Below are 18,444 nucleotides of genomic sequence, written 5' to 3'. Positions count from 1 at the left end.
GACCACCGTAAGCGCCAGGCCGGAGGCCTGCGATTACCTCCGAGGTCATGTCTGTTGCGCCAGCGAGATTCGCCTAGCCCGGCAGTCGGAACGTCGCGCCGGGCGGATCGATGGTTCCCGGTCCGAAGACGCGGGACAGCGTGGCCGACACCTCCTCGGTGGTGAGCTCACGCGGTGCCCCTTCGAGCATCGACCATACCGTCTCGAGCATCGGCACGCTGGCATGGATGGCTTCTTCGAGGATGCTCGAGAATGTACCCCAGCGTCCGTGGAGATAGCGTGGACGCGCGGGATCCTTCACCGCCGGCGGGGCGATCGTCTTTCCGAGAGGGCTCGCGAGGATTCGTGTGTATCGCCCGAAGCTGCGCCCCCAGCGGGCGAGGTCGGTGAGGGAAGGGGCGCTTCCGAGTGCGTCGCGCATGGCGGCGACGCCCATGGCGGCGGGGGCACTTCGTTCGAGGCGATCCATGCCGCGAACGCCGAGGTGGGCGCTCATCGCGCGCGTTCCGAGCATGTCCGAACCGAAATAGGTTTCGTGGAAACAGATGCTCTGGAACTTCTCGACCTCGCGATGCGCGGCGGCGTGGTTGCCTTTGCTACGTCCTTCGGCAACGTCACGTTCGGCGAGCCAGTTCACGAGCGGATGAACCGCGCGGTCGATGGCCAGATGCGACGCGAGCCCGAGGGCGAAGGCGCGATTCTCGTCGCGCTCGAGCCAGACGGGCGTCGCTGCAGCGCGGCGCACGACGGCGACGAGAATCCCGACGGCGTCGGCGTGCGTGCGATCGCCCCACGGATTTCCCTGCGGCGCGAGGTGCAGGACGTACCTCACGAGCTCTTGCTCGAACGACGCGAAGTAGGGCAGGTCGACGAACAGCACCCCGAGCCTCGCGGCGTGGGACGCGCGGGCGAGAATCCGCCGAGCCTCGACCGGCAGCTTCGAAACGGCCGCGCCCTCGGCCAAGCTCGTCAGGTGAATCCACTCGGCAGGCATGTGCCCGGCATCGTCGGCGAAGGTGCGCAGCGAAGCAACCACCCACCGACCGCCACTGACCGGCATCGACGGCTCACCGCGCCGACGCGCGCATGCTAACTGCGTGTGACGAATGGCGGTACCGCAGTCGAGTGGACCCAGGATCGAGGAGCTACGCGCGATGGGGGGACTCGACGAGACGGTCGCGCGCGTCCATCGTCCACGAAACATCGACGAGCTTCGGGCGCTGCTCGAGGGAGCTTCGAGCGCTTCGGGCCGAACCTTTTCGCTCGTGGGCGGGCGCCACTCGTTCGGCGACCACTTCTTTCCGGACGAGAACGGAGAGGCCATCGACACGACCGGCCTCGGCGCCGACGTGGTGGTGCTCGAAGACGACGAGCAAGGCAGGCGCTGGGTACGCGCCTCCGGCAGCACGACGTTCGAGGGGCTCGCGCTCTCGGTATCAGGCTTTTCACCGCATCATCCTCCGACGAGCGATCTCATCACCCTCGCGGGCGCCCTTGCGGCGTGCACACACGACTCCTTCGGATTCTTCTGCGACCACGTTCGTCGCTTCTCCGTTCTCACGGTCGACGGGCGCATCCACGATTGTCATCGCTCGGCGAGCGGTATTGCCGGCGAGCTCTTCAGGCTCGTGCCGGGATCCTTCGGAGCGCTGGGCATCGTCCTCGATATCGAATTGCGACTCTTCCCCGTCGGGCCGGATCGATTCGACGAAGTCGCGGTTGCGAGGTGTCGCGCCTTTCCCGACGATCTCGGGCTGACGCAACTCGAGACGGTCGCCGAGCGGCCTGGCCAGCGCGGCGCAGGACTCTATTTCTACGGTCTTCGCGGGAAGGTCGTTCTCTTCGATTCGCGCCTCGTCGACGCGAAGGACGCGGCGCGTCTCCCCGCACTTCCGCTTGCGGACGATTCGACGAAGAAGAACATCTATCTCCAGGCTCTCGCGAATCGGGTCCCTGCCGTCGTGCAGTGGCTCTCGCCACACGTCCTACGCGAAGGCCAGCGATTCCGAGCGTCCGTCCATGGTCATGCGTTCTTCCAACGTAGCTATGGACGCTCCTATGCCCTCTTGACGGGACAGGGCCTGGGCGCACGCGCGCTCGCTGCCATCGGCGTGAATCCCCGCTTGCCCGTGGTTCACCAGACCTTCGTGATTCCTCGTCCGGTCGTGCGACGATTCCTCGATTCGTACTTCGACCGTCTCGAGCGTCATCCCGAGCTCGTCTCTCGCATCGAGCAGCAGGACATGGTGAAGCTTCCCGTGTGCCGATGGCCCCTTCACGGCACCTTCGGGCTGGACGGCGGCGGTTTCCTCTTCACGGCGAGCATGAGCGTTCCACGAGGAAGCGCGCTCGAACGTCGTGGTCGAGACTTCCTCGGCACCGTCGCTCGCTGCTCCTTCGAAGAGCTGGGCGTCAAGACGCTGCTCACGAAGCACCTCCACGGTCATGCCGACCTCTTCGCGTGCATGCACCGTGACGCCATCGAAGCGCTCCTCGCAATCAAATCGAAGGTCGACTCGCATGGCGTTCTGTCGTCACGCTTTCTGAAGCGGCTCTGTCGCGAAGCCCGTGCGGAACGGCGCTCACGTGACGCGGGCTATGAACGCGAAAGCGCGTCCGCATCGTGACACGGCCGCGCTCGTCGCTCTGACGTCGATGTGTGTGGTCAGGGAAGTGCGAATCCCGTCGTGGTGGTGACGGCGGGACCGGCGCCGAGCGAGCGGTTGTAGTTGGCGGCCGCCGCCTGAGCGCGGTCCTGCGTGAGCGGGTGCTCGCTGTGCGCCTTCGAGATGCCGACCCACGTGAGGATGCCGCCGACGGCAGCCGTGATGAGGCCTCCCGTGAGAATGTACATGCCGGTCTTCGGAGCCGTGGCGCCCGGATTGTTGGGATCGGGCTCCCAGCTCGAGTTGATGGCATATCCGCCGACCACGCCCGCTGCACCGAGTGCAAGCAAACCCAAGCCGACACGATTCAGGACCACGCCGCTTTCGCGCTTGTCCTGGACCTCTTGAATCGCCTTCTGGTCATTCGAAATTCGGTAAAAGTCGTCGTCCGAGACTTTGACGTCGCCCTGATATCCGCCCCAAACTTGATATTGGAAGGAGCGAGTCTGATTCTGATAGACCTCGCTCTTGCCATACGTCTGACCGTTGGTGCCTTTGTGCTCCACTTCGCCGACCTTGACCTTTTCGGTGACGTAGCCGGTCTCCGTGTGCTCGCGCACGCTGAGCGGCTCGCCGGTGGGCGTGGCGACGGGTTGAGGAATGGATGCGCAGCCGACGAGCGGCAGAGCGAGCAACAACATGGCCGATGCGATGGTCTTCATTGGACGGATTTCCCCATTGGCCTGCGCACGCAGGCGTTCGTGTCGGGTCTTTGGTGAGCGCGTTCGGGCGCGCTTTACTGGAGTTTCAAGATGCCGAGCGCGAGTCCGCCGCCCTGCGGGCGAACACCGTAGCTTTGGAGCGAGAGTGTGATGTTCCAGCCATCGATCGACTGGACGTCGCGGCTTTCGGACATGACCATGAGGGTCGTCTGGCCGCCCACGCTCGCCGCGCTCCCGAGTGCCGCTTTCGGGACCGAGCCCTTGCCGGACGCGGCGGGGAATACGCAGCGCGTCTGTGAACTCTTCCCTTGAATCGCCGAGGCGACCGAGACGAGGACGTTGCCGCCAGCGCCGCCGGTCCACGACACCGCGAGATCGGCGTTCGCGCTCGCGGCCACGGACGACTGCGCATCGAAGAGCGGCTTCGTGACGTTGACCGAGCCCGGAGCCGTCATCGTGCTGCCCCAGGCCGGCGCTCCATTCGGATTGCCCGGCGCACTCATGTGGATGGTGGCGCCGGCGGAGAAGAGGGCGACCGAGCCACTCACCGTCTGATAACCATAGCCGCCCGGCGTGAGCGTCATGGAGCCGTCGTTCACGTCGACGCCGGTGATCGTGACCCTACCCGCGTCGGTGTAGTCGATGGCGACGGTGCCGCCGTCGCTGGTGGCCGTGGCCATCGTGCATTCGGTGACTTCGCACGTACCGATCGTTTGGGTCGAGCACCCGCCGCCGCTCGATGTGCCCTTGACCGGGGGGACGCGGTAGAACGTGCCGGTCGCCATGCCCTGCTCCACGGTCGTCGTCCCGATCGTGTAGGCCGTGCTGGTGAGGGTGATGGTGCCGACCTTCGTCTCCTTCTTCGTCTCCTCGGACGGCTGCTCACCATCGCTGGCCGGGTCGGTCGGATCTCCGTCGGTGGTACCGGGATCCTCCGACGCGCCGTCTCCACTCTGCCCGGTGCCGGCGTTGGAGCCGCCGTCAGCGGTGGTCGTCGTCATCGTGCCCGACGTGCAGGCGAGGGGAGCCGCGGTTGCGACGAGAAGGGCGAAGAGGGAGGCGCGGGTCATCGGTGACGTCGCTTACGACGTCATCGAGCTCTTCCTTCCTTCGCGAACACATTTCTCGTCGAGGCCGCGAAGATTCGACGCTGGCACCTCCGCGCGCGCGGAACGGATCGTTCCAACGCTGTCAGCCTGAGCGTGTCGACGCCCCCGAGGCGAGCACCGAGCGGAGCACGAGAGAGAGTTGGTCGAGGCCGCCTTCGTACGGAAAGTCGTCGATGAAGAACGCGGGCGTGCCCCCGACGCCGCTGTCGTTCGCGCTGCGTACGTCCTCGCGGATGCGCGGGAGCTGAGATCGCTTCTGCCAGGCGGTCTGCAAGCCACCGGGGTCGAGCTCGAAGTCCGCCGCCGCAGCGAGGAGGCCCTGCGGATCGAGCTCGTCCTGATGCTCGAAGAGCCAATCGTGTATCGGCCAGAACTCACCCTGCAGGGCAGCCCACTCGGCGGTTTCGGCGGCGCGCAGCGCGTCGGGGTGCACCTCGACGAGCGGGAAGTTTCTGAACACGAAGAGAAGGTTGTCGCCGAACTCTCGTTGGAGCTCCTTGATGCGCCCGTGGGCTCGCGCGCAGAAGGGGCATTGATAGTCGCCGTATTCGACGAGCACGAGCGGTGCCGAATCGAGACCCTGGGCGTGATCGCGACGCCCGACCGGAGCCGACAGCTTGAGTTCAGCCATGGTTGCACCTCACTTCAGCGGCTTCTGCGCCGGCATCGCAGAGCTCCAGCGCGCCGGACACCGACGCATGCGACGCATGCGCCGTGCCATGGTGGGGTGCAGAGCTGCGCGCCGAGAAGAGAGGTGCGCTACGCCTTCGAGGCCGTACGTCCGCGCTTCGCGCTGGTCTTCTTCTTCGTGCGTGCCGACGTCTTCGGCATCGTCATTCCGCCGGCCATCGCCAGGGCCTCTTCGTAGCCGTTGCCGAAGTCGACGCGCGTGACGTCGCGGCTCGGGAACGTTTCCAGCTCGCGCTCGAAGACGCCTTCGAGGTCGACGGGGTGGAGAACGTACGTCTTCGCGTTCGCTTCGCGGACACGGCCGACCTCGCAAACGTCGGGGTCGACCTTTTCACGGTGGACGGCGACCAGCTGCCAGCCGCGCGACGCCGAGAGCAGCAGGCCGTCCACGGTGTCGAGCGCCACCTTCTTCACGGCCTTCGGCTTCTGCTTACGCAGCTTGAGAACCGCTCCGAGGAACGTGGCTCGCGGGCTGTCTTCGACCTTCGTGATGTCCTTGAGGCGCAGCGCTTCGTAGCCATCGAGGTCGATGCGGTCCCTCACGGGCTGCACGAGCACCCACTCGGAGCCGACGCCGACGACGAAGACGTCGAGATGATGGACGTCGATGGTGCGCCGGTGAATTCGGAGAATCCGTCCGTCGTCGCGCGCCGCCGTCAGCTGCGCGAGCTTGTTTCCGCCCGTTCCGGTTCGCTTCGCCTTCGCCATGGGCGAGAGGCTCTATCACGCATCGGTCCCGATGCGGGGAGTCGTTGCTCGTTCTTCAGCGGTTGCCGTCGGTCGACAAGGCGAGCGAGCGGCCGCGCGTCGGGCCCGAGCGTCGTTCGATTTCTTCGCGCAGCTCCCTGCGCATGCCGAGCGCGAACCCCGCTTCGGCCACGATGAAGAGCGGGCCGACGAGGAGCCCGATGAGGTCGTCCACGAAGGCGGGCTTCTTGCCCTCGAAGTAGTGCCCGACGAACTGGATGACCCATCCACCGAGGAAGAGGCTGGTGGCGCCGACGAGCCAGAGCGTGGTCGATTGGGCGGCGATGACGCTTCCGAGCCAGAAGCTCGCTCCGAAGAACGCGGTCATGGCCACGCCGAAGCGACGATCGAGCACGAAATAGAAGACCATCGCGAGGAGCGTGGCCACCATCGCGACGGAGACGCTGGTGCCGCCTAGGGGAAGAGCGGGGCGCGCGAGGAACGCCTCGATGCCGAACACGATCATCGGAATGCCGACGAAGTGCGTGGCGATGTTCCGTCGATCCCGGTGGTAGTCGGCGTAGTTCGAGAGGTGGTCCACGAGCGAACGCATGGGCGAATTATGCCTGATGGGCGCGCGAAGAAAAGCGCCGCGCCACGCGAGCACGAGCACGCGTCTCCATCGGCTCTCGTGCTTCGAAGGGGACGAGCTTCGTGGAGGTCGAGCAGGTATCCTGCGGCAATGAGGGGTCTCGTCGTCACGCTCGCGATCGTCGGCATCTTCACCGCATGCGGCGGAAGCGGAGAATCTGCACGGACCCCGAGCGGAGGTCGCGCGTCGTGCGCGAGCGACTCGGACTGTGTCGTCGTCACCAAGACCGGTTGTTGTTCGGCGTGTCCGGACACTCCGCGTGCGATTCCGTCCAACGTCTTCGAGCAGCAGAAGAATCGTTGCGCGGCCGTCGAGTGCGCGCCCGCGTCCGATCGGATCGAATGTCCCAGGGTCAATGGTCCCGAGGGCTACGTTGCCGTGTGCAAAGAGCGCACGTGCGAAGCCGTGAAGCGCAGTGGTGGTTGACGCGAAGCGTCTCGCAGCGGCAGAGGTCGTTGGCATTCGGAAAGCTCATCCAACGAAGAACACGATCCTCGAATCGAAGAAGATTCGCGCGACGACGTAGCGAATCGCGATGACGCATCTTCGCGGCTTGGCGAGCTTCGTGATCGACGGAGTCGCTGCTAACGTCGCGCGCGCTCGGGGGGACGTCGTCACCACTTCGAAGCGGAGATCGTCTGATGTCACGTCGCGCGAGTTATCGCCGGGCCTTGCTGATGGTGGGGAGCGCGCTCCTCGCAGCGTGCACGCAGACGAATTCGTCGCCTACAGAAGGGAGTACGACGCGCAGTCAGACCAGTGCGCTCGTCGCCGCGCCGGTGCCCGCGTTCGCGAGCGTGGCGTCGATGGCGAGTGAGCGGGCTCAGCACGCGGCCGTCCTTCTCCCGTCTGGCAAGCTGCTCGTGATCGGCGGCGTGTCGCGTACGGGATTCGTCGATTCGGCAGAGCTCTTCGACCCATCCACCAACACCTGGTCGTCGGCGGGCAAGACCGGTCTCTCGGCCAATGTGACGTCGGCGGTGCTCTTGCCGAACGGACGCGTCCTCGCCCTCGGTGATGGCTCCGCGCAGGCGCGGCTCTATGATCCGATCTCCGGCACGTGGTCCGCGGGCGCTTCGATGGCGTCATCGCGTTTTCTGCCGACCCTCACCGTGCTCGACTCGGGGAAGGTGCTCGTCGCCGGCGGTGCGGGGGCGGACGGGCGCCTCGCGACGGTGGAGCTGTACGATCCCGCGACCAACACGTTCACGGCGACGGGATCCATGACGTCGGCGCGTAGCGCGCATGTCGCCACGCGCCTGGCGAACGGCAAAGTCCTCGCCATCAGCGGTTTGGATACGTCGAGCGAAGTCGCGGGAGCCGAGCTCTACGACCCCGCGACGGGGACCTGGTCGGTCGCAGCGTCGCCGCTCGTGCCGCGTCACTACGCCACGAGCACACTCCTCACCGACGGTCGCGTGCTTCTGTCCGGCGGCCTTGCCGACACTGCGATTGCCGACGCGGAACTCTACGATCCCGCGGCCAACACGTGGACGAGAACGGGCAGTCTGGCGAACGCGCGTGCGGGCCATGCCGCGAACCTCTTGCCGAACGGCAAGGTGCTCGTCACCGGTGGTGCGCCTCTCGGTGCCGCGCCGCCGCCCACGTCGGAGTTCTTCGACCCGGCGACGGGAACGTGGTCTGCGGCCGCCGACTTGACGACCGGGCGCGAGAACGCGACGGCGACGCTGCTCCCGTCGGGCAAGGTGCTCGTCGTGGGAGGCGCCGATGTGTCGGCCGTCTCTACGTTCTTCGCGAGTGTGGAGGTCTTCGATCCTGCCGTCAGTGCGTGGACGACGGCAGGGGCGATGGTCACCCCGCGCACGGATCCGCTCGTGACCCTGCTTCCGTCGGGCCGTGTGCTCGTTGCAGGTGGGCGTACGGCATCGGGTCAGTCTTCGGCCGTCGCCGAGCTGCTCGACCCGGGCACGCGCGTATGGTCGCCCGCCCCTCCGATGTTCGCGGCGCGCGAACACGCGACGGCGACGCTGCTTCCTTCCGGCAAGGTCCTCGTCGCGGGCGGCCTGATGGGAACGGCCGCTGCGGCTTCGAGCGAGCTCTACGATCCGGTCGCCAGCGCATGGTCGCAGACGAACGAGCTCGCCGATGCTCGCCAATCGCACACGTCGACGCTGCTCTCGAACGGCAACGTGCTCGTCGTCGGCGGTCAGACCGGATCGTCGCTCGTACCCTCCGCCGAGCTGTTCGACGCCACGAAGAAGTCTTGGTCCAAGGTCGCGGCTCCGTCGGTTGCGCGTGCCGCGCACGCGGCGATCGTGCTTCCGAGCGGCAAGGTGCTCGTCGCTGGTGGACGTGACGCGAGCGGTGCACCGATCGCCTCCGCGGAGATCTACGACAGCACCGCGAACAAGTGGTCGCCCGCAGGCTCGCTCGTCGCCGCGCGCTCGTCGTTGTCGCTCACGCTTCTTCCGTCCGGCCTCGTGCTCGCCACCGGTGGCCGTGATGCCGATGGCGTTGCGCTCGCAGCGGCCGAGATTTACTCCCCCGCAACCAACACGTGGTCGTCGGTCGGTGCGCTCCGCGAAGCGCGCTTTCAACACAGTGCGGCGCTTCTACCGTCCGGCAAGGTCTTCGTCGGCGGAGGCCTGACAGGGGCAAGCGCGGCGGCCACCTCGGCCGAGATCTACGATCCGCTCACGAACGACTTTGCGGCGGTCACGGCGCCCTCGACGCGCGGCGGTGCAGTCGCCGTCGCGCTGCCTTCGGGAGCGGCGCTCCTCGTCGGCGGAGCGGACTCGACGACGGCGCAGCTCTTCGACGACACGGGCGCTGCGAGCGCGTGGCATCCGACCGTGACGAGCGACAAACCGCTCTATATCGGTTGCTCGAACCCGATCGAAGGAACGCTCTTCCGCGGTGTGTCGAGCGGCACGGGCGACAACTCCTCCGCCTCGCCCACGAACTACGTCGTTGCACGTCTGCGAGCCCCCGAGGGAGGCGCGCTCTGGTCGCTCGCTGCGAATACGACGTCGGCAATCCAGGCGACCATCGCGATTCCCTCGGATATTGTTCCCGGATCGTATGCGCTCTCGGTGTTCGCGAATGCGGTCCCGGGCGGTCGCATGGTCTCGCTCGTTCCCAACGCCTCGCCGACGGTCGAAGACGTGACCGTGTCGACGGCCGACGGCGCTTCGGTTCCCATCACGCTGAGGGCCAACGATCCCGACGTGGGCCAGACGCTCACGTGGCGGGTCGTTACTCCTCCCGAGCACGGCACGCTGCGCGGCACGCTCCCTTCGGTGACGTACACGCCCGCGAACGGATACGTGGGAGCCGACAGCTTCCAGGTCGGCGTTACGGATTGTGGACCCGAGACCGTCGCGACCGTGAACGTGACGGCAACGAGTGACACGCCCGTCATCGTGTGTCCGGCGAACAGCGTCATCGAAGCCACGAGCTCGAAGGGAGCGCCCGCCAAGTGGTTCTCGGCCACCGTCACCGACGACGGTGCGAGCCCGGAGGTCACCTACACGCCGGCGCTCGGCACCGCGCTTCCGTTCGGCGCCACCAAGGTCACGGCGACCACGCGCGACGCGGCCGGTCACACGGCGGCCTGCACGTTCACCGTCACCGTGAAAGACACGACGGCGCCGGCGCTCACGTGCCCGTCGAACATCGAGGTCAAGACGACGGCCAACCAGGCTGCCGTGTCGTTCAATCTTCCGGTCGCAACCGACGCGGTCTCGACGCCCACGGTCACCTCGTCGCTCGAATCGGAGAGTGTGTTCCCGATCGGTTCGACGCCGGTTCGCGTGTTCGCCGAAGATCAGGCCGGCAACGTCTCGTCCTGCACGTTCTACGTGAACGTCGAACATCCGGATGCTTCCTCCGCCGATACGACCGACGACGGCGGCTGTAGCCAGAGCCCGGGTGGCCTGAACACGAAGACGTCCACCTTTGGCGTCCTCCTCGGAATCGCCACGCTCGGTACGCTGCGTCGCCGGCGCCGCGCGTAGTTACGCCGGCGCGCTGCAAAACGCGCAACCGTTGCGCGAAGCATGGCATCCTTACGTGCCATGCTTCGCTTCGTCGTGACGGGGGCCGTTGCGTCGATCTTTGCGCTCTGCACGTTCGTAGCGCCTTGCGCCGCGGCGGAGCTGCCGACCGAGGAGGGGGAGTCACGGGAATCCGTGGCCGCTCGTCACGACGCCGAAGAGGTGGCCGAGATGAGGAACCTGCTCGATCACTTCGAGACGGAGTCCTCGCGTTATCGCGTCTGGAATGCCGTCGCCGATACGACGCTGGGCGCGGCATCGCTGGCGGCCGGTGGCTTCGTCCTCGAGCGCGACATGGCGTTCGGTGGATTCGTGCTGCTTGCACGCGGCGCTGCCTCGGTGACGAGCGGCGTTCTCGACCTGACCGTCTATCGCGCGCCGGTGGAGCGCTTACGCCTGCACTTCGCGCAACGCGCGGCGAGCGGCATGTCGGCTGACGAGGTGGTGCGCGAGAGCGCGGAGGAATGGCGTGTCGTCGCGAATCACGTTCGGTCGACGCGGATACGTTCCGGCGTTCTCTCCCTTGCCGTCGGCACCCTGCTGACGGGGCTCGGAATGGCCGTCGCCATCGGCAACGTCGGCCTTCCGTCCGAGTCGGTGGACTCCGTGGATCGCGCGAGCTTCGCCAGCATCTTCACCGGCTTCGGCGCAGTGACCTTGTCTAGTGGTGTCCGCTCGCTCCTCGTCGAGGATCCGATCGAGGCGGGATGGAAGGCCTACGCCATCCATCGCCCCAACCTGCTCTCGAGCGCGCACTTCACTGTCGTGGCAGTACGCCAGGGCGTGTTCGCCGGCTTGGCGCTCGCGTTCTGATTCAGGGAACGCGCGACAACGAATAGCGACCGCGACGCTGACCTGAGGCGAGCACATCGAGCGTCAGCACTCCGTTTTCGAGCTCGCCGCCGAGCTGTCGGTCAGCTCCCAGGCCAAGGTCCAGGAAGCCACCTCCGTAAAAGCGAAGGCTATCGACTCCGAACGAACCGTCGACGCTCTCCGGCGCGCCAGCTTCCTTCGTCTCGAAGGTGCCGGTCACGCGCACCTTGCTCGTGTCCATGCAGCGTGGTGCGAGTGTGCCTTCGAGATTGCCCGATTCTAGCAAGCGAGTGCCGCATTGGGCATGAATGTCCGCCGGGACGTACGACAGCGTCAGTGTCGTGCTGTTTGCCTCGGATGCGCTGTCGACCCTCTGGCCCACCCACTTGCCTTCGATCGCGGTGCGCATCTGGGGCGCTCCGTAATCGTAGTCCGGCTCGTTTTCCCCCTTTGCTCCGCAGCCTTGAACGACGAGCGCAGCGAGCAAGCAAGCCAATGCGTGATGTCGAAGCATTCGACGAGTATGACGTCGGCCACCGCCTCGAGCAACGGGGAGGCTCCGTAGGAAAATCCCACATTCGCGCGAATGCGGCTACGGCGCCCTCGGCGGCCGGATAAGACGAGCCGAGGGCGCCGATGCCTTTGCCGTGACCTTCGTCTAACCTTTCACGGTGCAGAGCGGAAACAGACGGGCAACCTTGCGGGCGATGCCGGAATGCTCGACCGACTCGACGACCGGTTCGACGGCCTTGTACGCATAGGGCGCCTCTTCCATCACGCGCTTTTCGTACCTGGCGAGGAGATCGCGCCGCCGAACGAGCGCCGGTGACTTCGGATCGATTGGACCGACGATCCGGAGCGCGCCCGTCTCTCGAACGAACACGTCGCGCGAGACGTGCGCGGCGCGACCTCGCGAGAGTGCCCGACCTGCGCCGTGGCATGCACTTTCGAGTGAAGCCTCGTGACCTGATCCTGCGAGCAGGAAGCTCGCCGCGCCCATCGAGCCCGGGATGATGACGGGCTTGCCAACCCAATCCGACGCCGTTGGCCCATGCGCGGGCGTTGCGCCTTTTCGGTGGAGGCAGACGTCGTCGTCTCGGAACACGAGGTTGTGAGGGGCGTCGTAGACGAGCCGTGTCGCAAGCGTTCGTCCGATGGCTTCTTCGATTGCGCGAACGGCCATCAGTCCGAGAAAGAGGCGATTGGCGAACGCGAAGTTTGCCGCGTTGCCCATTCCGTCCAGATAGAAGAGCCCCTCCTCTGCGCGCGGACCCGAGATTGGGAGAGGATAGAAGCCGTCTTTCGGCGCTTTCACCGTGCGTGGGAAGATCTCGCGTGCGCGGTCCATGAAGTATCCGCCGACCGCATGACCGAGGCCCACGGATCCGGAGTGGATCATGATGGCCAAGTTGCCCTTCGAGAGACCCCACGTCCGCGCCGAGGGACCATCGAAAAGCGCATCGATTCGCTGGAGCTCCACGAAGTGATTGCCGCCGCCGACGCATCCGATCTGCGGATCGCGACCGTCGACGTTGCCCGATGATTCGACGAATCGCTCGAATCCGAAGAGCCGCCGCGTGGCGAAGTGCCCCTCGGCGTGGGCCCGCGCGAGATCTTCCTCGGCGGAGCTCCGATCGAAGCGACTCCAGATGCCGACGCCCGCGTTGTCCGCGGCGGTGCGTACGAGACCTGGAAGACCATCACGTAGGACGGCCTCACGCTGGCGAGGTGACATGGGGATGTCGCGCTCGCCGGCGAAGAAGATCGCGCGAAGTCGTTTCTGGATGGCATTCCAATGTGGCTCGAGCGCCTCGGCCGGGAGGTCGGTGACGAGGAGACGCATGCCACAGCAGATGTCGTTGCCGATGGCCCTCGGAATGCACATGTGCCGCGCGCGGAACACCGTTCCGACGGGCACGAGAGATCCTTTGTGGAAGTCCGGCGTGAGGACGACACGGTCGATGCCCGCCTCGGCGTCGCCGAAGAAAGGAGCATCGTGCCGCGTTCGCTCGACTTCGCGAACGTCCGCTACGGCGCGCGCGACGTCGAGGAAATCGAAGAGTTGCTCGAACGATTCGCGTTCGAATGGGACGTTTTGGTTTGCAAACAGACGAATGTCGAGTGCCTGCGGGGACCGAGGGTTCTCGACAAGGAAACACCCTGCATCCTCTGCGGGACGCAGGAATGGGAATTTGCCCATGACCAGCTGCTTTTCGTGACTGCGCACGAGCACCCGTGCACGAGCAAGTGGCGAGTACAAGCGAGTACAGTGCGCAGAGCGCAGGCCTCCCTCGTCGCCGAACGTCCGCGCGTTCGGTAACCGGGCCCGCATTTTTCGACTCGAAGAGGGAGGCAGCCTCTTCGCAGCAGCGGCCACACCATGCATTGCGTCGTGCGATTCGTCAACCCGCTCGAACCCCCGCACGTCACGGGCTCACGTCATTCCGTCCACTGGAGCGCTCGATGGAGCCGTGGCTTTCTGGCGAGTGCCTTCTTCAATTTCGATAGATCGGAGAGGCGAACCGTCAACGGGCCGCGCCGGACCGAGGCGTCCGTCGAATACGAGAATCGAACCATTCCTCCGCCGCGCTCGTCTTCGAGGTACTGGATGACCGCCGCGAACTCGCGCTCGCCGGATCCCTTTTGCTGGACGGTGACTTCCTCGACGACCTCGGCCTTGCCCCACGGTGTGTTTGCCATGCGCGGGCCATGAACAAATCCCGGGCCACCATGGCGCCCAAACGATTTCGCATGGCTAGGTCATGCTCTCCCTGGCCCGGGCCAATATTCGCCTGGCCCGCGCCAGGCTCCGAAGCGTCAGTTCAATCGATGGGCGTGCTCGGTCGCACCGGTCGCATCGGTCGCATCGAGCGCGTGCGCCAGCTTGTCGGGGTTGACCACGATCCACACGTTGCCGATGCGTTCGTCGTCCACCGTCAGCACGACGACGAGGCGAACCCCCGTCTCGTCGCGAACGATGATGCCAGGCTCTCCGTTCACCGTGGCGAGCTCAGCGACTCCGTTCGGGGGCCACTTCTTCATGATGCCCAGGAGCAAGCGGGCGACGCGGTCGCTGCCGAGGACCGGTTTGAGCGCCGCCATCGTCTTCCCGCCGCCGTCGGAACGAGCGACGACGTCGGCCGCCAGCAAGTTTCCGAGCGCACCCGCGTCTCCCGATGCGCACGCGCCGAGGAATGCGAGGAGCAGCTCCTGCTTTTTCTCGGCCGAGGCGGGGAAGCGTGGACGATTCGCATCGATGTGCTCGCGCGCGCGTGAAACGAGCTTGCGACAGGCCTGTTCGCCGATGCCGAGGATTTCGGCGACGCGTTCGTAGGGCTGATCGAAAACCTCGCGAAGCAAGAACGCCGCCCGCTCGCTGGGCGACAAGCGCTCGAGCAAGGTGAGGAACGCGAGCGACAACGACTCCGCAAGGGCCACGCGCCCCTCCGGGCCGAGCTCGCCGGAGCCCGAGCCGGAGCTCGCGCCCGAGGGCGAGAGAGAAGGGACTCCTCGCGCGACGAGCGGCTCGGGAAGCCAGGGGCCGACGTAGCGTTCGCGCCGCGCGCGGGCGGACTTCAGATGATCGATGCTGAGGCGCACGACGACCGTGGTCAAAAATGCGCGATCCGACTCCACGTCGGACTCGTCCGTGGTCTCACGCTCGGCCCAGCGGAGGTAGGCCTCTTGGAGAATGTCCTCGGCCTCGGCCCGACTTCCGAGCATCCGATAGGCCACGGCGAAGAGATGGCTGCGCTCGGCCTCGAAGCGGGTGAGCGCGTCGCTCGGGGCATGGGGGTCGGTCGGGACGCTCATCGTCGACGCTCCATTCTATTGGCTACGAACGACGACAGATTCGACGAGCTCGGGCGGCAGGGGCGACTGGCGCACCTGCAGCGTACGGGCCTCTCCCGGCCAACCATAGCCGAAGCCGCGTCGCTCGGCAGCGAACGAGCCGATGGTGTATCGGCAAATCGCCTCCTTGACGAAGGCTCCGAGCCGACCTTCGAGGCGCCCGTCGATCGGTGCGTCGTGACGCGACCGTCGTTGAAACACGCCGGCTTTGCGGCCGAGGCTCACGCAACAGGCCGCGAACGAGAACGAGAAGTCAGGGCCAAGGCTCTGCCGTGCGACGTCGTCCGCGCAATAGGCGCCCATCGGCATCGCGGTAGCGCAGGCCATCCGGAGCACCTGCGGGCTTCCGTCGGGGCCGGGAATGAGAACGCGCGCAGCATCTCCGATGACGCGCACGAACGGATGCGACGTACTCCGGAGTCGCGCGTCGACGATGGCGCGGCCGCTTGCGTCGACGGCGAGCCCTGATTGTTTCGCGAGCGGCGACGGAGCGAAGCCGCCCGCCCACACGAACGCGTCGGCCGTCAGCTCTCGGCCCGAGGCCAGGATGACGGCTCCGTCGTCGGCGGCCACGACGTGCTCGTTCTCGAGGAGATCGACGCGATGCATCGCGAGCACACGCCGCACGTAGGCGCGTCCGCCCTCGCTCAACATCGGTGCCACCTCGTCGGATGTAACGAGTGTCACGCGCAAGTCGGAGCGTCGCTCTCCGAGCTCCGACGCCAACTCGACGCCCGTGAGCCCTCCGCCAACGATGACCACCCGCAGTCCTGGCGTCTCGAGACGGGCGCGGAGTGCGAGCGCATCGGCCTCGCTCGCGCACGAATAGGCGTCGGTCTTCCCATCGAACGGTCCCGAGCTCGCGATGCTGCCCGTTGCGACGACGAGCTCGTCGAAGCTCTCGTGGGAGCCGTCTCGAACGAGTGCCTTTCGTGCATCGAAGTCGAAGCCTTCGACGTGGCCGCTGCGCACCTGCACGCTCGTCCCGGCGAAAATCTTGGCGAGGGGCGTCCTTCGACGGAGGGGGCCGGCCACGTCTTGATGCAGACGTATGCGTTCGACGAAGAAGGGCTCGGCGGTGAGCAGCGTCACGTCGACGTCGCCCGTTTTTCGGGTCTTTCGAGCGAGCCGGAGCGCACTGAGGGCGCCTGCGTAACCTCCGCCTACGATCAAAACGCGTCGCTTCATGGTCTGGTCCTCCGTCGAATGGCTGGGACGTCTTCGTGCCCAGCACTTCGACGGCAGGACGAGGCAGGCTCTCGGCTTGTGACCACCGGCACGAAAAATCGACGAACGGCCTGAAATCAAGGGCGCCGGGCCATGCGGCAGGTGGAACTACCGCTCGAGCTAGACCGGTTCGTCGCCCGCGCCGTTCGGCACCAGAGCCAGAAGCACGGTGCGGGCGAGCGCCCCTGGATCGACGGGAACGCCGAGCTCGACCATCGTTTGCGCACCGATGACGACGGCGAGCAGCATGGTGCCCACCTGCTTCGGATCGAGGCCGGTGTGGATCACGGCGCGCGATTGGTCCTCCCACGCGAGTTGCGCGACCTGATCGATGCTTGCCTCCACGAGCGCTCGATAGCGCTCACGGACGACCGGCGAGCGTGCACAGGCATCGAGGAGTTGGTGCGGTCGTATCTGCGGAGCCCGCTCGTGGCCTGAACGTGCACCACGGGCCTTGGCCGACGGCATCAACGGATAGGCGCCCGCTTCGACGGCGGCCACGAAGCGCTGCGCGGCGAGAATCAGCGCACTCTTGCTGGTCGTCGTCGCCGGAGGGGACCTGAACTGCTCGAACACGCTCGAAAGGAATGCCTCTCCGACTTTCTCCATGACGGCGACGAGCAGCGCATCGCGATCGGGAAAGTGAACGTAGAACGCTCCTCGCGTGTAACCCGCCCGATCGCAGATGGCATCGAGGCTGGGAGCGTCGAGCCCTTCCTCGGAGAACAGCTCGAGGGCAGCGGTGACGAGAGCCTCGCGCGTCGCGCGCATCGAAGCTTCCCTTGTCACGACACTCGAAGCTCGGGCTTTCGTTCGACTCTTCGCTGAAACGCGCGCCACGTCTTTGACATACGGGGTCGTATGTGGAAGATCAAGTTCACATACGGGTCCGTATGTGAAAGCAACCCCGACAACCACGAGCGAAAGCGAGGTCGCCATGCACGTCGTCACGAGCCATGCAGTTCCGAACGTCGGTCGAGCCGTCGTCACGTCACGCCTCGACGACCTGCTGATCCGCTCCGCGCCCGAGCTCCAGTCGCTCTACGTGAACGCATCCACGCCGCGTCTCGAGGACGTCGGCGGAGCGCTCCGCGGTCGGATGCTCGCCTGGCCCGCGCTCGAGGCCCATCCCCTGGCGACTTCGGCTCTACGATCCATCGCCAGCGTTGGAAGCTTTCCGTGGCGCGGTAAAACGTTTACGCCCCACGCGAGGCGCGGTGAGGGCATCAACCGCGTCTTCTCGGAGCGCTTCCGTCTCTTCCGCTTCGAGACGTTCATCGCCAAGTCACGCGCGGGCGACTTCGAGGCTCTGCAGCTCGACTACGACCTACCTGGCAATCCACCCGTCATCCGGAGCGTCAAAGACGAGATTCGCGAGCTCGAGCCCGGACTCTGGCTCGGCCAGGCCTATCTCCAGACGGCGCGGCGCGACCGCCTCTGGCTCTACTTCGGTCTTGCCAAGCCCTAGCTATCATCGACAAAGCGAGGCGCCGAACGGACCGCACGTGCTGTCGACGCACGCCATTCGTGAGCCGCTCGCGATGGCCGGCGGGCGACGTTCCATTACCCCTAGGGGGTATTGACGGACCGCCCCCGCACGACACGTTCAAGGTCAGGCGTGGCGCGCGATTTTCGCGCCCGCGCGCGTCGAACCTCCCTCGTCACGCGAGGTGAGCGCTCGCTTGACGTGGGTTTGGAGAAGGGGGGCCGATGAACGCAGCCGAAGTAGCCAATTCCGTTTCCGAAGGCACGAATGCCCTCTCCCGGCTGCTCGCGCGCCTCGCATCGTCGAATACGCCCCGGACTTACGCTGCCGAGTTGGCGGGCGATCTCCTCACGTTGATCTTGGCGCTCGAAGCGTTGCGTGGCTCGGAAGGCAGCGAACCGCCGGACGACGCCGTCGGCGACTGCCGCCGTCTGCATGCGTTGGTCGTCGAATGGCGAGATACCGGAATCGTCTCACCCCACGTCGAGGCGCTGGCAACCCGTTGCCTGACGCTGCTCGGAGGGCGGTCCTAGGCTAGGAGTCGGTGCACCGGCTCTCGTTCGCCATGCGGAGGACCGGCGGTG

General features: G+C 66.2%; 18 protein-coding genes. 6 read left to right on the top strand and 12 right to left on the bottom strand.

The annotated features are described in order from the left end of the window. Positions 1-73: 73 nt before the first annotated feature. Complete coding sequence (locus tag AKJ09_RS02505) at positions 74-1,060, bottom strand: zinc dependent phospholipase C family protein (protein ID WP_146645574.1); 987 nt, start codon at positions 1,058-1,060, stop codon at positions 74-76. Positions 1,061-1,154: 94 nt separating this feature from the next. On the opposite strand from AKJ09_RS02505, the gene AKJ09_RS02500 reads away from it, so the two are divergent. Beyond that, positions 1,155-2,627: an FAD-binding protein gene (locus AKJ09_RS02500; RefSeq protein ID WP_169927191.1), complete on the top strand. Its 1,473-nt coding sequence runs from the start codon at positions 1,155-1,157 to the stop codon at positions 2,625-2,627. Positions 2,628-2,665: 38 nt separating this feature from the next. On the opposite strand, the gene AKJ09_RS02495 is transcribed toward AKJ09_RS02500, so the two are convergent. From AKJ09_RS02495 to AKJ09_RS02475, 5 genes are all read right to left on the bottom strand, one after another. Continuing rightward, positions 2,666-3,328: a putative periplasmic lipoprotein gene (locus AKJ09_RS02495; protein WP_146645572.1), complete on the bottom strand. Its 663-nt coding sequence runs from the start codon at positions 3,326-3,328 to the stop codon at positions 2,666-2,668. Positions 3,329-3,402: 74 nt separating this feature from the next. Continuing rightward, positions 3,403-4,398, bottom strand: a complete 996-nt coding sequence (locus AKJ09_RS02490; protein ID WP_146645571.1) for a hypothetical protein — start codon at positions 4,396-4,398, stop codon at positions 3,403-3,405. A gap of 121 nt (positions 4,399-4,519) precedes the next feature. Beyond that, positions 4,520-5,068 (bottom strand): DsbA family protein, encoded by a 549-nt coding sequence (locus AKJ09_RS02485; RefSeq protein WP_146645570.1) that lies wholly within the window; start codon positions 5,066-5,068, stop codon positions 4,520-4,522. Positions 5,069-5,196: 128 nt separating this feature from the next. Beyond that, entirely contained in the window at positions 5,197-5,835 is a 639-nt protein-coding gene (locus AKJ09_RS02480; protein WP_146645569.1) for a hypothetical protein, read from the bottom strand. A 55-nt stretch (positions 5,836-5,890) separates the two neighbouring features. Continuing rightward, complete coding sequence (locus tag AKJ09_RS02475) at positions 5,891-6,427, bottom strand: Mpo1 family 2-hydroxy fatty acid dioxygenase (RefSeq protein WP_146645568.1); 537 nt, start codon at positions 6,425-6,427, stop codon at positions 5,891-5,893. 129 nt (positions 6,428-6,556) lie between these two features. On the opposite strand from AKJ09_RS02475, the gene AKJ09_RS02470 reads away from it, so the two are divergent. The 3 genes from AKJ09_RS02470 (at position 6,557) to AKJ09_RS02460 (ending at position 11,295) form a co-directional block, all read left to right on the top strand. After that, the gene (locus tag AKJ09_RS02470) at positions 6,557-6,892 is read left to right on the top strand and encodes a hypothetical protein (protein WP_146645567.1); all 336 of its coding nucleotides are present in this window, start codon (positions 6,557-6,559) and stop codon (positions 6,890-6,892) included. A 215-nt stretch (positions 6,893-7,107) separates the two neighbouring features. Next, positions 7,108-10,443 (top strand): Kelch repeat-containing protein, encoded by a 3,336-nt coding sequence (locus tag AKJ09_RS02465; protein ID WP_146645566.1) that lies wholly within the window; start codon positions 7,108-7,110, stop codon positions 10,441-10,443. Positions 10,444-10,503: 60 nt separating this feature from the next. Further along, positions 10,504-11,295 (top strand): hypothetical protein, encoded by a 792-nt coding sequence (locus AKJ09_RS02460; protein ID WP_146645565.1) that lies wholly within the window; start codon positions 10,504-10,506, stop codon positions 11,293-11,295. Between the two features lies 1 nt (position 11,296). Here AKJ09_RS02460 and AKJ09_RS02455 read toward each other — a convergent pair whose 3' ends face one another. The 6 genes from AKJ09_RS02455 to AKJ09_RS02430 all read right to left on the bottom strand — a co-directional run bounded on the left by AKJ09_RS02455 (position 11,297) and on the right by AKJ09_RS02430 (position 17,145). Next, positions 11,297-11,791 carry a hypothetical protein gene (locus tag AKJ09_RS02455; RefSeq protein ID WP_146645564.1) on the bottom strand — a complete coding sequence of 165 codons (495 nt, stop codon included), beginning with the start codon at positions 11,789-11,791 and terminating at the stop codon, positions 11,297-11,299. A 162-nt stretch (positions 11,792-11,953) separates the two neighbouring features. Then, positions 11,954-13,495 carry an RtcB family protein gene (locus tag AKJ09_RS02450; RefSeq protein WP_146645563.1) on the bottom strand — a complete coding sequence of 514 codons (1,542 nt, stop codon included), beginning with the start codon at positions 13,493-13,495 and terminating at the stop codon, positions 11,954-11,956. 239 nt (positions 13,496-13,734) lie between these two features. Then, the gene (locus AKJ09_RS02445) at positions 13,735-13,995 is read right to left on the bottom strand and encodes a hypothetical protein (RefSeq protein ID WP_146645562.1); all 261 of its coding nucleotides are present in this window, start codon (positions 13,993-13,995) and stop codon (positions 13,735-13,737) included. 117 nt (positions 13,996-14,112) lie between these two features. Beyond that, positions 14,113-15,108 carry an RNA polymerase sigma factor SigJ gene (gene sigJ, locus AKJ09_RS02440; RefSeq protein ID WP_146645561.1) on the bottom strand — a complete coding sequence of 332 codons (996 nt, stop codon included), beginning with the start codon at positions 15,106-15,108 and terminating at the stop codon, positions 14,113-14,115. A gap of 15 nt (positions 15,109-15,123) precedes the next feature. Next, positions 15,124-16,335 (bottom strand): NAD(P)/FAD-dependent oxidoreductase, encoded by a 1,212-nt coding sequence (locus tag AKJ09_RS02435; protein WP_146645560.1) that lies wholly within the window; start codon positions 16,333-16,335, stop codon positions 15,124-15,126. A 159-nt stretch (positions 16,336-16,494) separates the two neighbouring features. Beyond that, on the bottom strand, positions 16,495-17,145 hold the full coding sequence (locus AKJ09_RS02430; RefSeq protein ID WP_169927189.1) for a TetR/AcrR family transcriptional regulator: 651 nt from the start codon (positions 17,143-17,145) through the stop codon (positions 16,495-16,497). A gap of 166 nt (positions 17,146-17,311) precedes the next feature. Here AKJ09_RS02430 and AKJ09_RS02425 point away from each other — a divergent pair, with 166 nt between their 5' ends. Then, a complete protein-coding gene (locus AKJ09_RS02425; RefSeq protein WP_146645558.1) occupies positions 17,312-17,842 on the top strand; it encodes a hypothetical protein in 531 nt (176 codons plus the stop codon). 242 nt (positions 17,843-18,084) lie between these two features. Beyond that, on the top strand, positions 18,085-18,393 hold the full coding sequence (locus tag AKJ09_RS02420) for a hypothetical protein (RefSeq protein ID WP_146645557.1): 309 nt from the start codon (positions 18,085-18,087) through the stop codon (positions 18,391-18,393). Positions 18,394-18,444 lie beyond the last annotated feature (51 nt).

This window comes from Labilithrix luteola (assembly GCF_001263205.1).
Taxonomy (GTDB): Bacteria; Myxococcota_A; Polyangia; order Polyangiales; family Polyangiaceae; genus Labilithrix; species Labilithrix luteola.
Note: the sequence above shows the minus strand (reverse complement) of the source record. Positions and strands in the feature narration are given on the sequence as shown.

Excerpts from the sequence above, each read along its gene's own strand:
- AKJ09_RS02505 (WP_146645574.1), bottom strand. The coding sequence starts at position 1,060 with ATGCCGGTCAGTGGCGGTCGGTGGGTGGTTGCTTCGCTGCGCACCTTC.
- AKJ09_RS02500 (WP_169927191.1), top strand. The coding sequence starts at position 1,155 with ATGGGGGGACTCGACGAGACGGTCGCGCGCGTCCATCGTCCACGAAAC.
- AKJ09_RS02495 (WP_146645572.1), bottom strand. The coding sequence starts at position 3,328 with ATGAAGACCATCGCATCGGCCATGTTGTTGCTCGCTCTGCCGCTCGTC.
- AKJ09_RS02490 (WP_146645571.1), bottom strand. The coding sequence starts at position 4,398 with ATGACCCGCGCCTCCCTCTTCGCCCTTCTCGTCGCAACCGCGGCTCCC.
- AKJ09_RS02485 (WP_146645570.1), bottom strand. The coding sequence starts at position 5,068 with ATGGCTGAACTCAAGCTGTCGGCTCCGGTCGGGCGTCGCGATCACGCC.
- AKJ09_RS02480 (WP_146645569.1), bottom strand. The coding sequence starts at position 5,835 with ATGGCGAAGGCGAAGCGAACCGGAACGGGCGGAAACAAGCTCGCGCAG.
- AKJ09_RS02475 (WP_146645568.1), bottom strand. The coding sequence starts at position 6,427 with ATGCGTTCGCTCGTGGACCACCTCTCGAACTACGCCGACTACCACCGG.
- AKJ09_RS02470 (WP_146645567.1), top strand. The coding sequence starts at position 6,557 with ATGAGGGGTCTCGTCGTCACGCTCGCGATCGTCGGCATCTTCACCGCA.
- AKJ09_RS02465 (WP_146645566.1), top strand. The coding sequence starts at position 7,108 with ATGTCACGTCGCGCGAGTTATCGCCGGGCCTTGCTGATGGTGGGGAGC.
- AKJ09_RS02460 (WP_146645565.1), top strand. The coding sequence starts at position 10,504 with ATGCTTCGCTTCGTCGTGACGGGGGCCGTTGCGTCGATCTTTGCGCTC.
- AKJ09_RS02450 (WP_146645563.1), bottom strand. The coding sequence starts at position 13,495 with ATGGGCAAATTCCCATTCCTGCGTCCCGCAGAGGATGCAGGGTGTTTC.
- AKJ09_RS02445 (WP_146645562.1), bottom strand. The coding sequence starts at position 13,995 with ATGGCAAACACACCGTGGGGCAAGGCCGAGGTCGTCGAGGAAGTCACC.
- sigJ (WP_146645561.1), bottom strand. The coding sequence starts at position 15,108 with ATGAGCGTCCCGACCGACCCCCATGCCCCGAGCGACGCGCTCACCCGC.
- AKJ09_RS02435 (WP_146645560.1), bottom strand. The coding sequence starts at position 16,335 with ATGAAGCGACGCGTTTTGATCGTAGGCGGAGGTTACGCAGGCGCCCTC.
- AKJ09_RS02430 (WP_169927189.1), bottom strand. The coding sequence starts at position 17,145 with ATGCGCGCGACGCGCGAGGCTCTCGTCACCGCTGCCCTCGAGCTGTTC.
- AKJ09_RS02425 (WP_146645558.1), top strand. The coding sequence starts at position 17,312 with ATGCACGTCGTCACGAGCCATGCAGTTCCGAACGTCGGTCGAGCCGTC.
- AKJ09_RS02420 (WP_146645557.1), top strand. The coding sequence starts at position 18,085 with ATGAACGCAGCCGAAGTAGCCAATTCCGTTTCCGAAGGCACGAATGCC.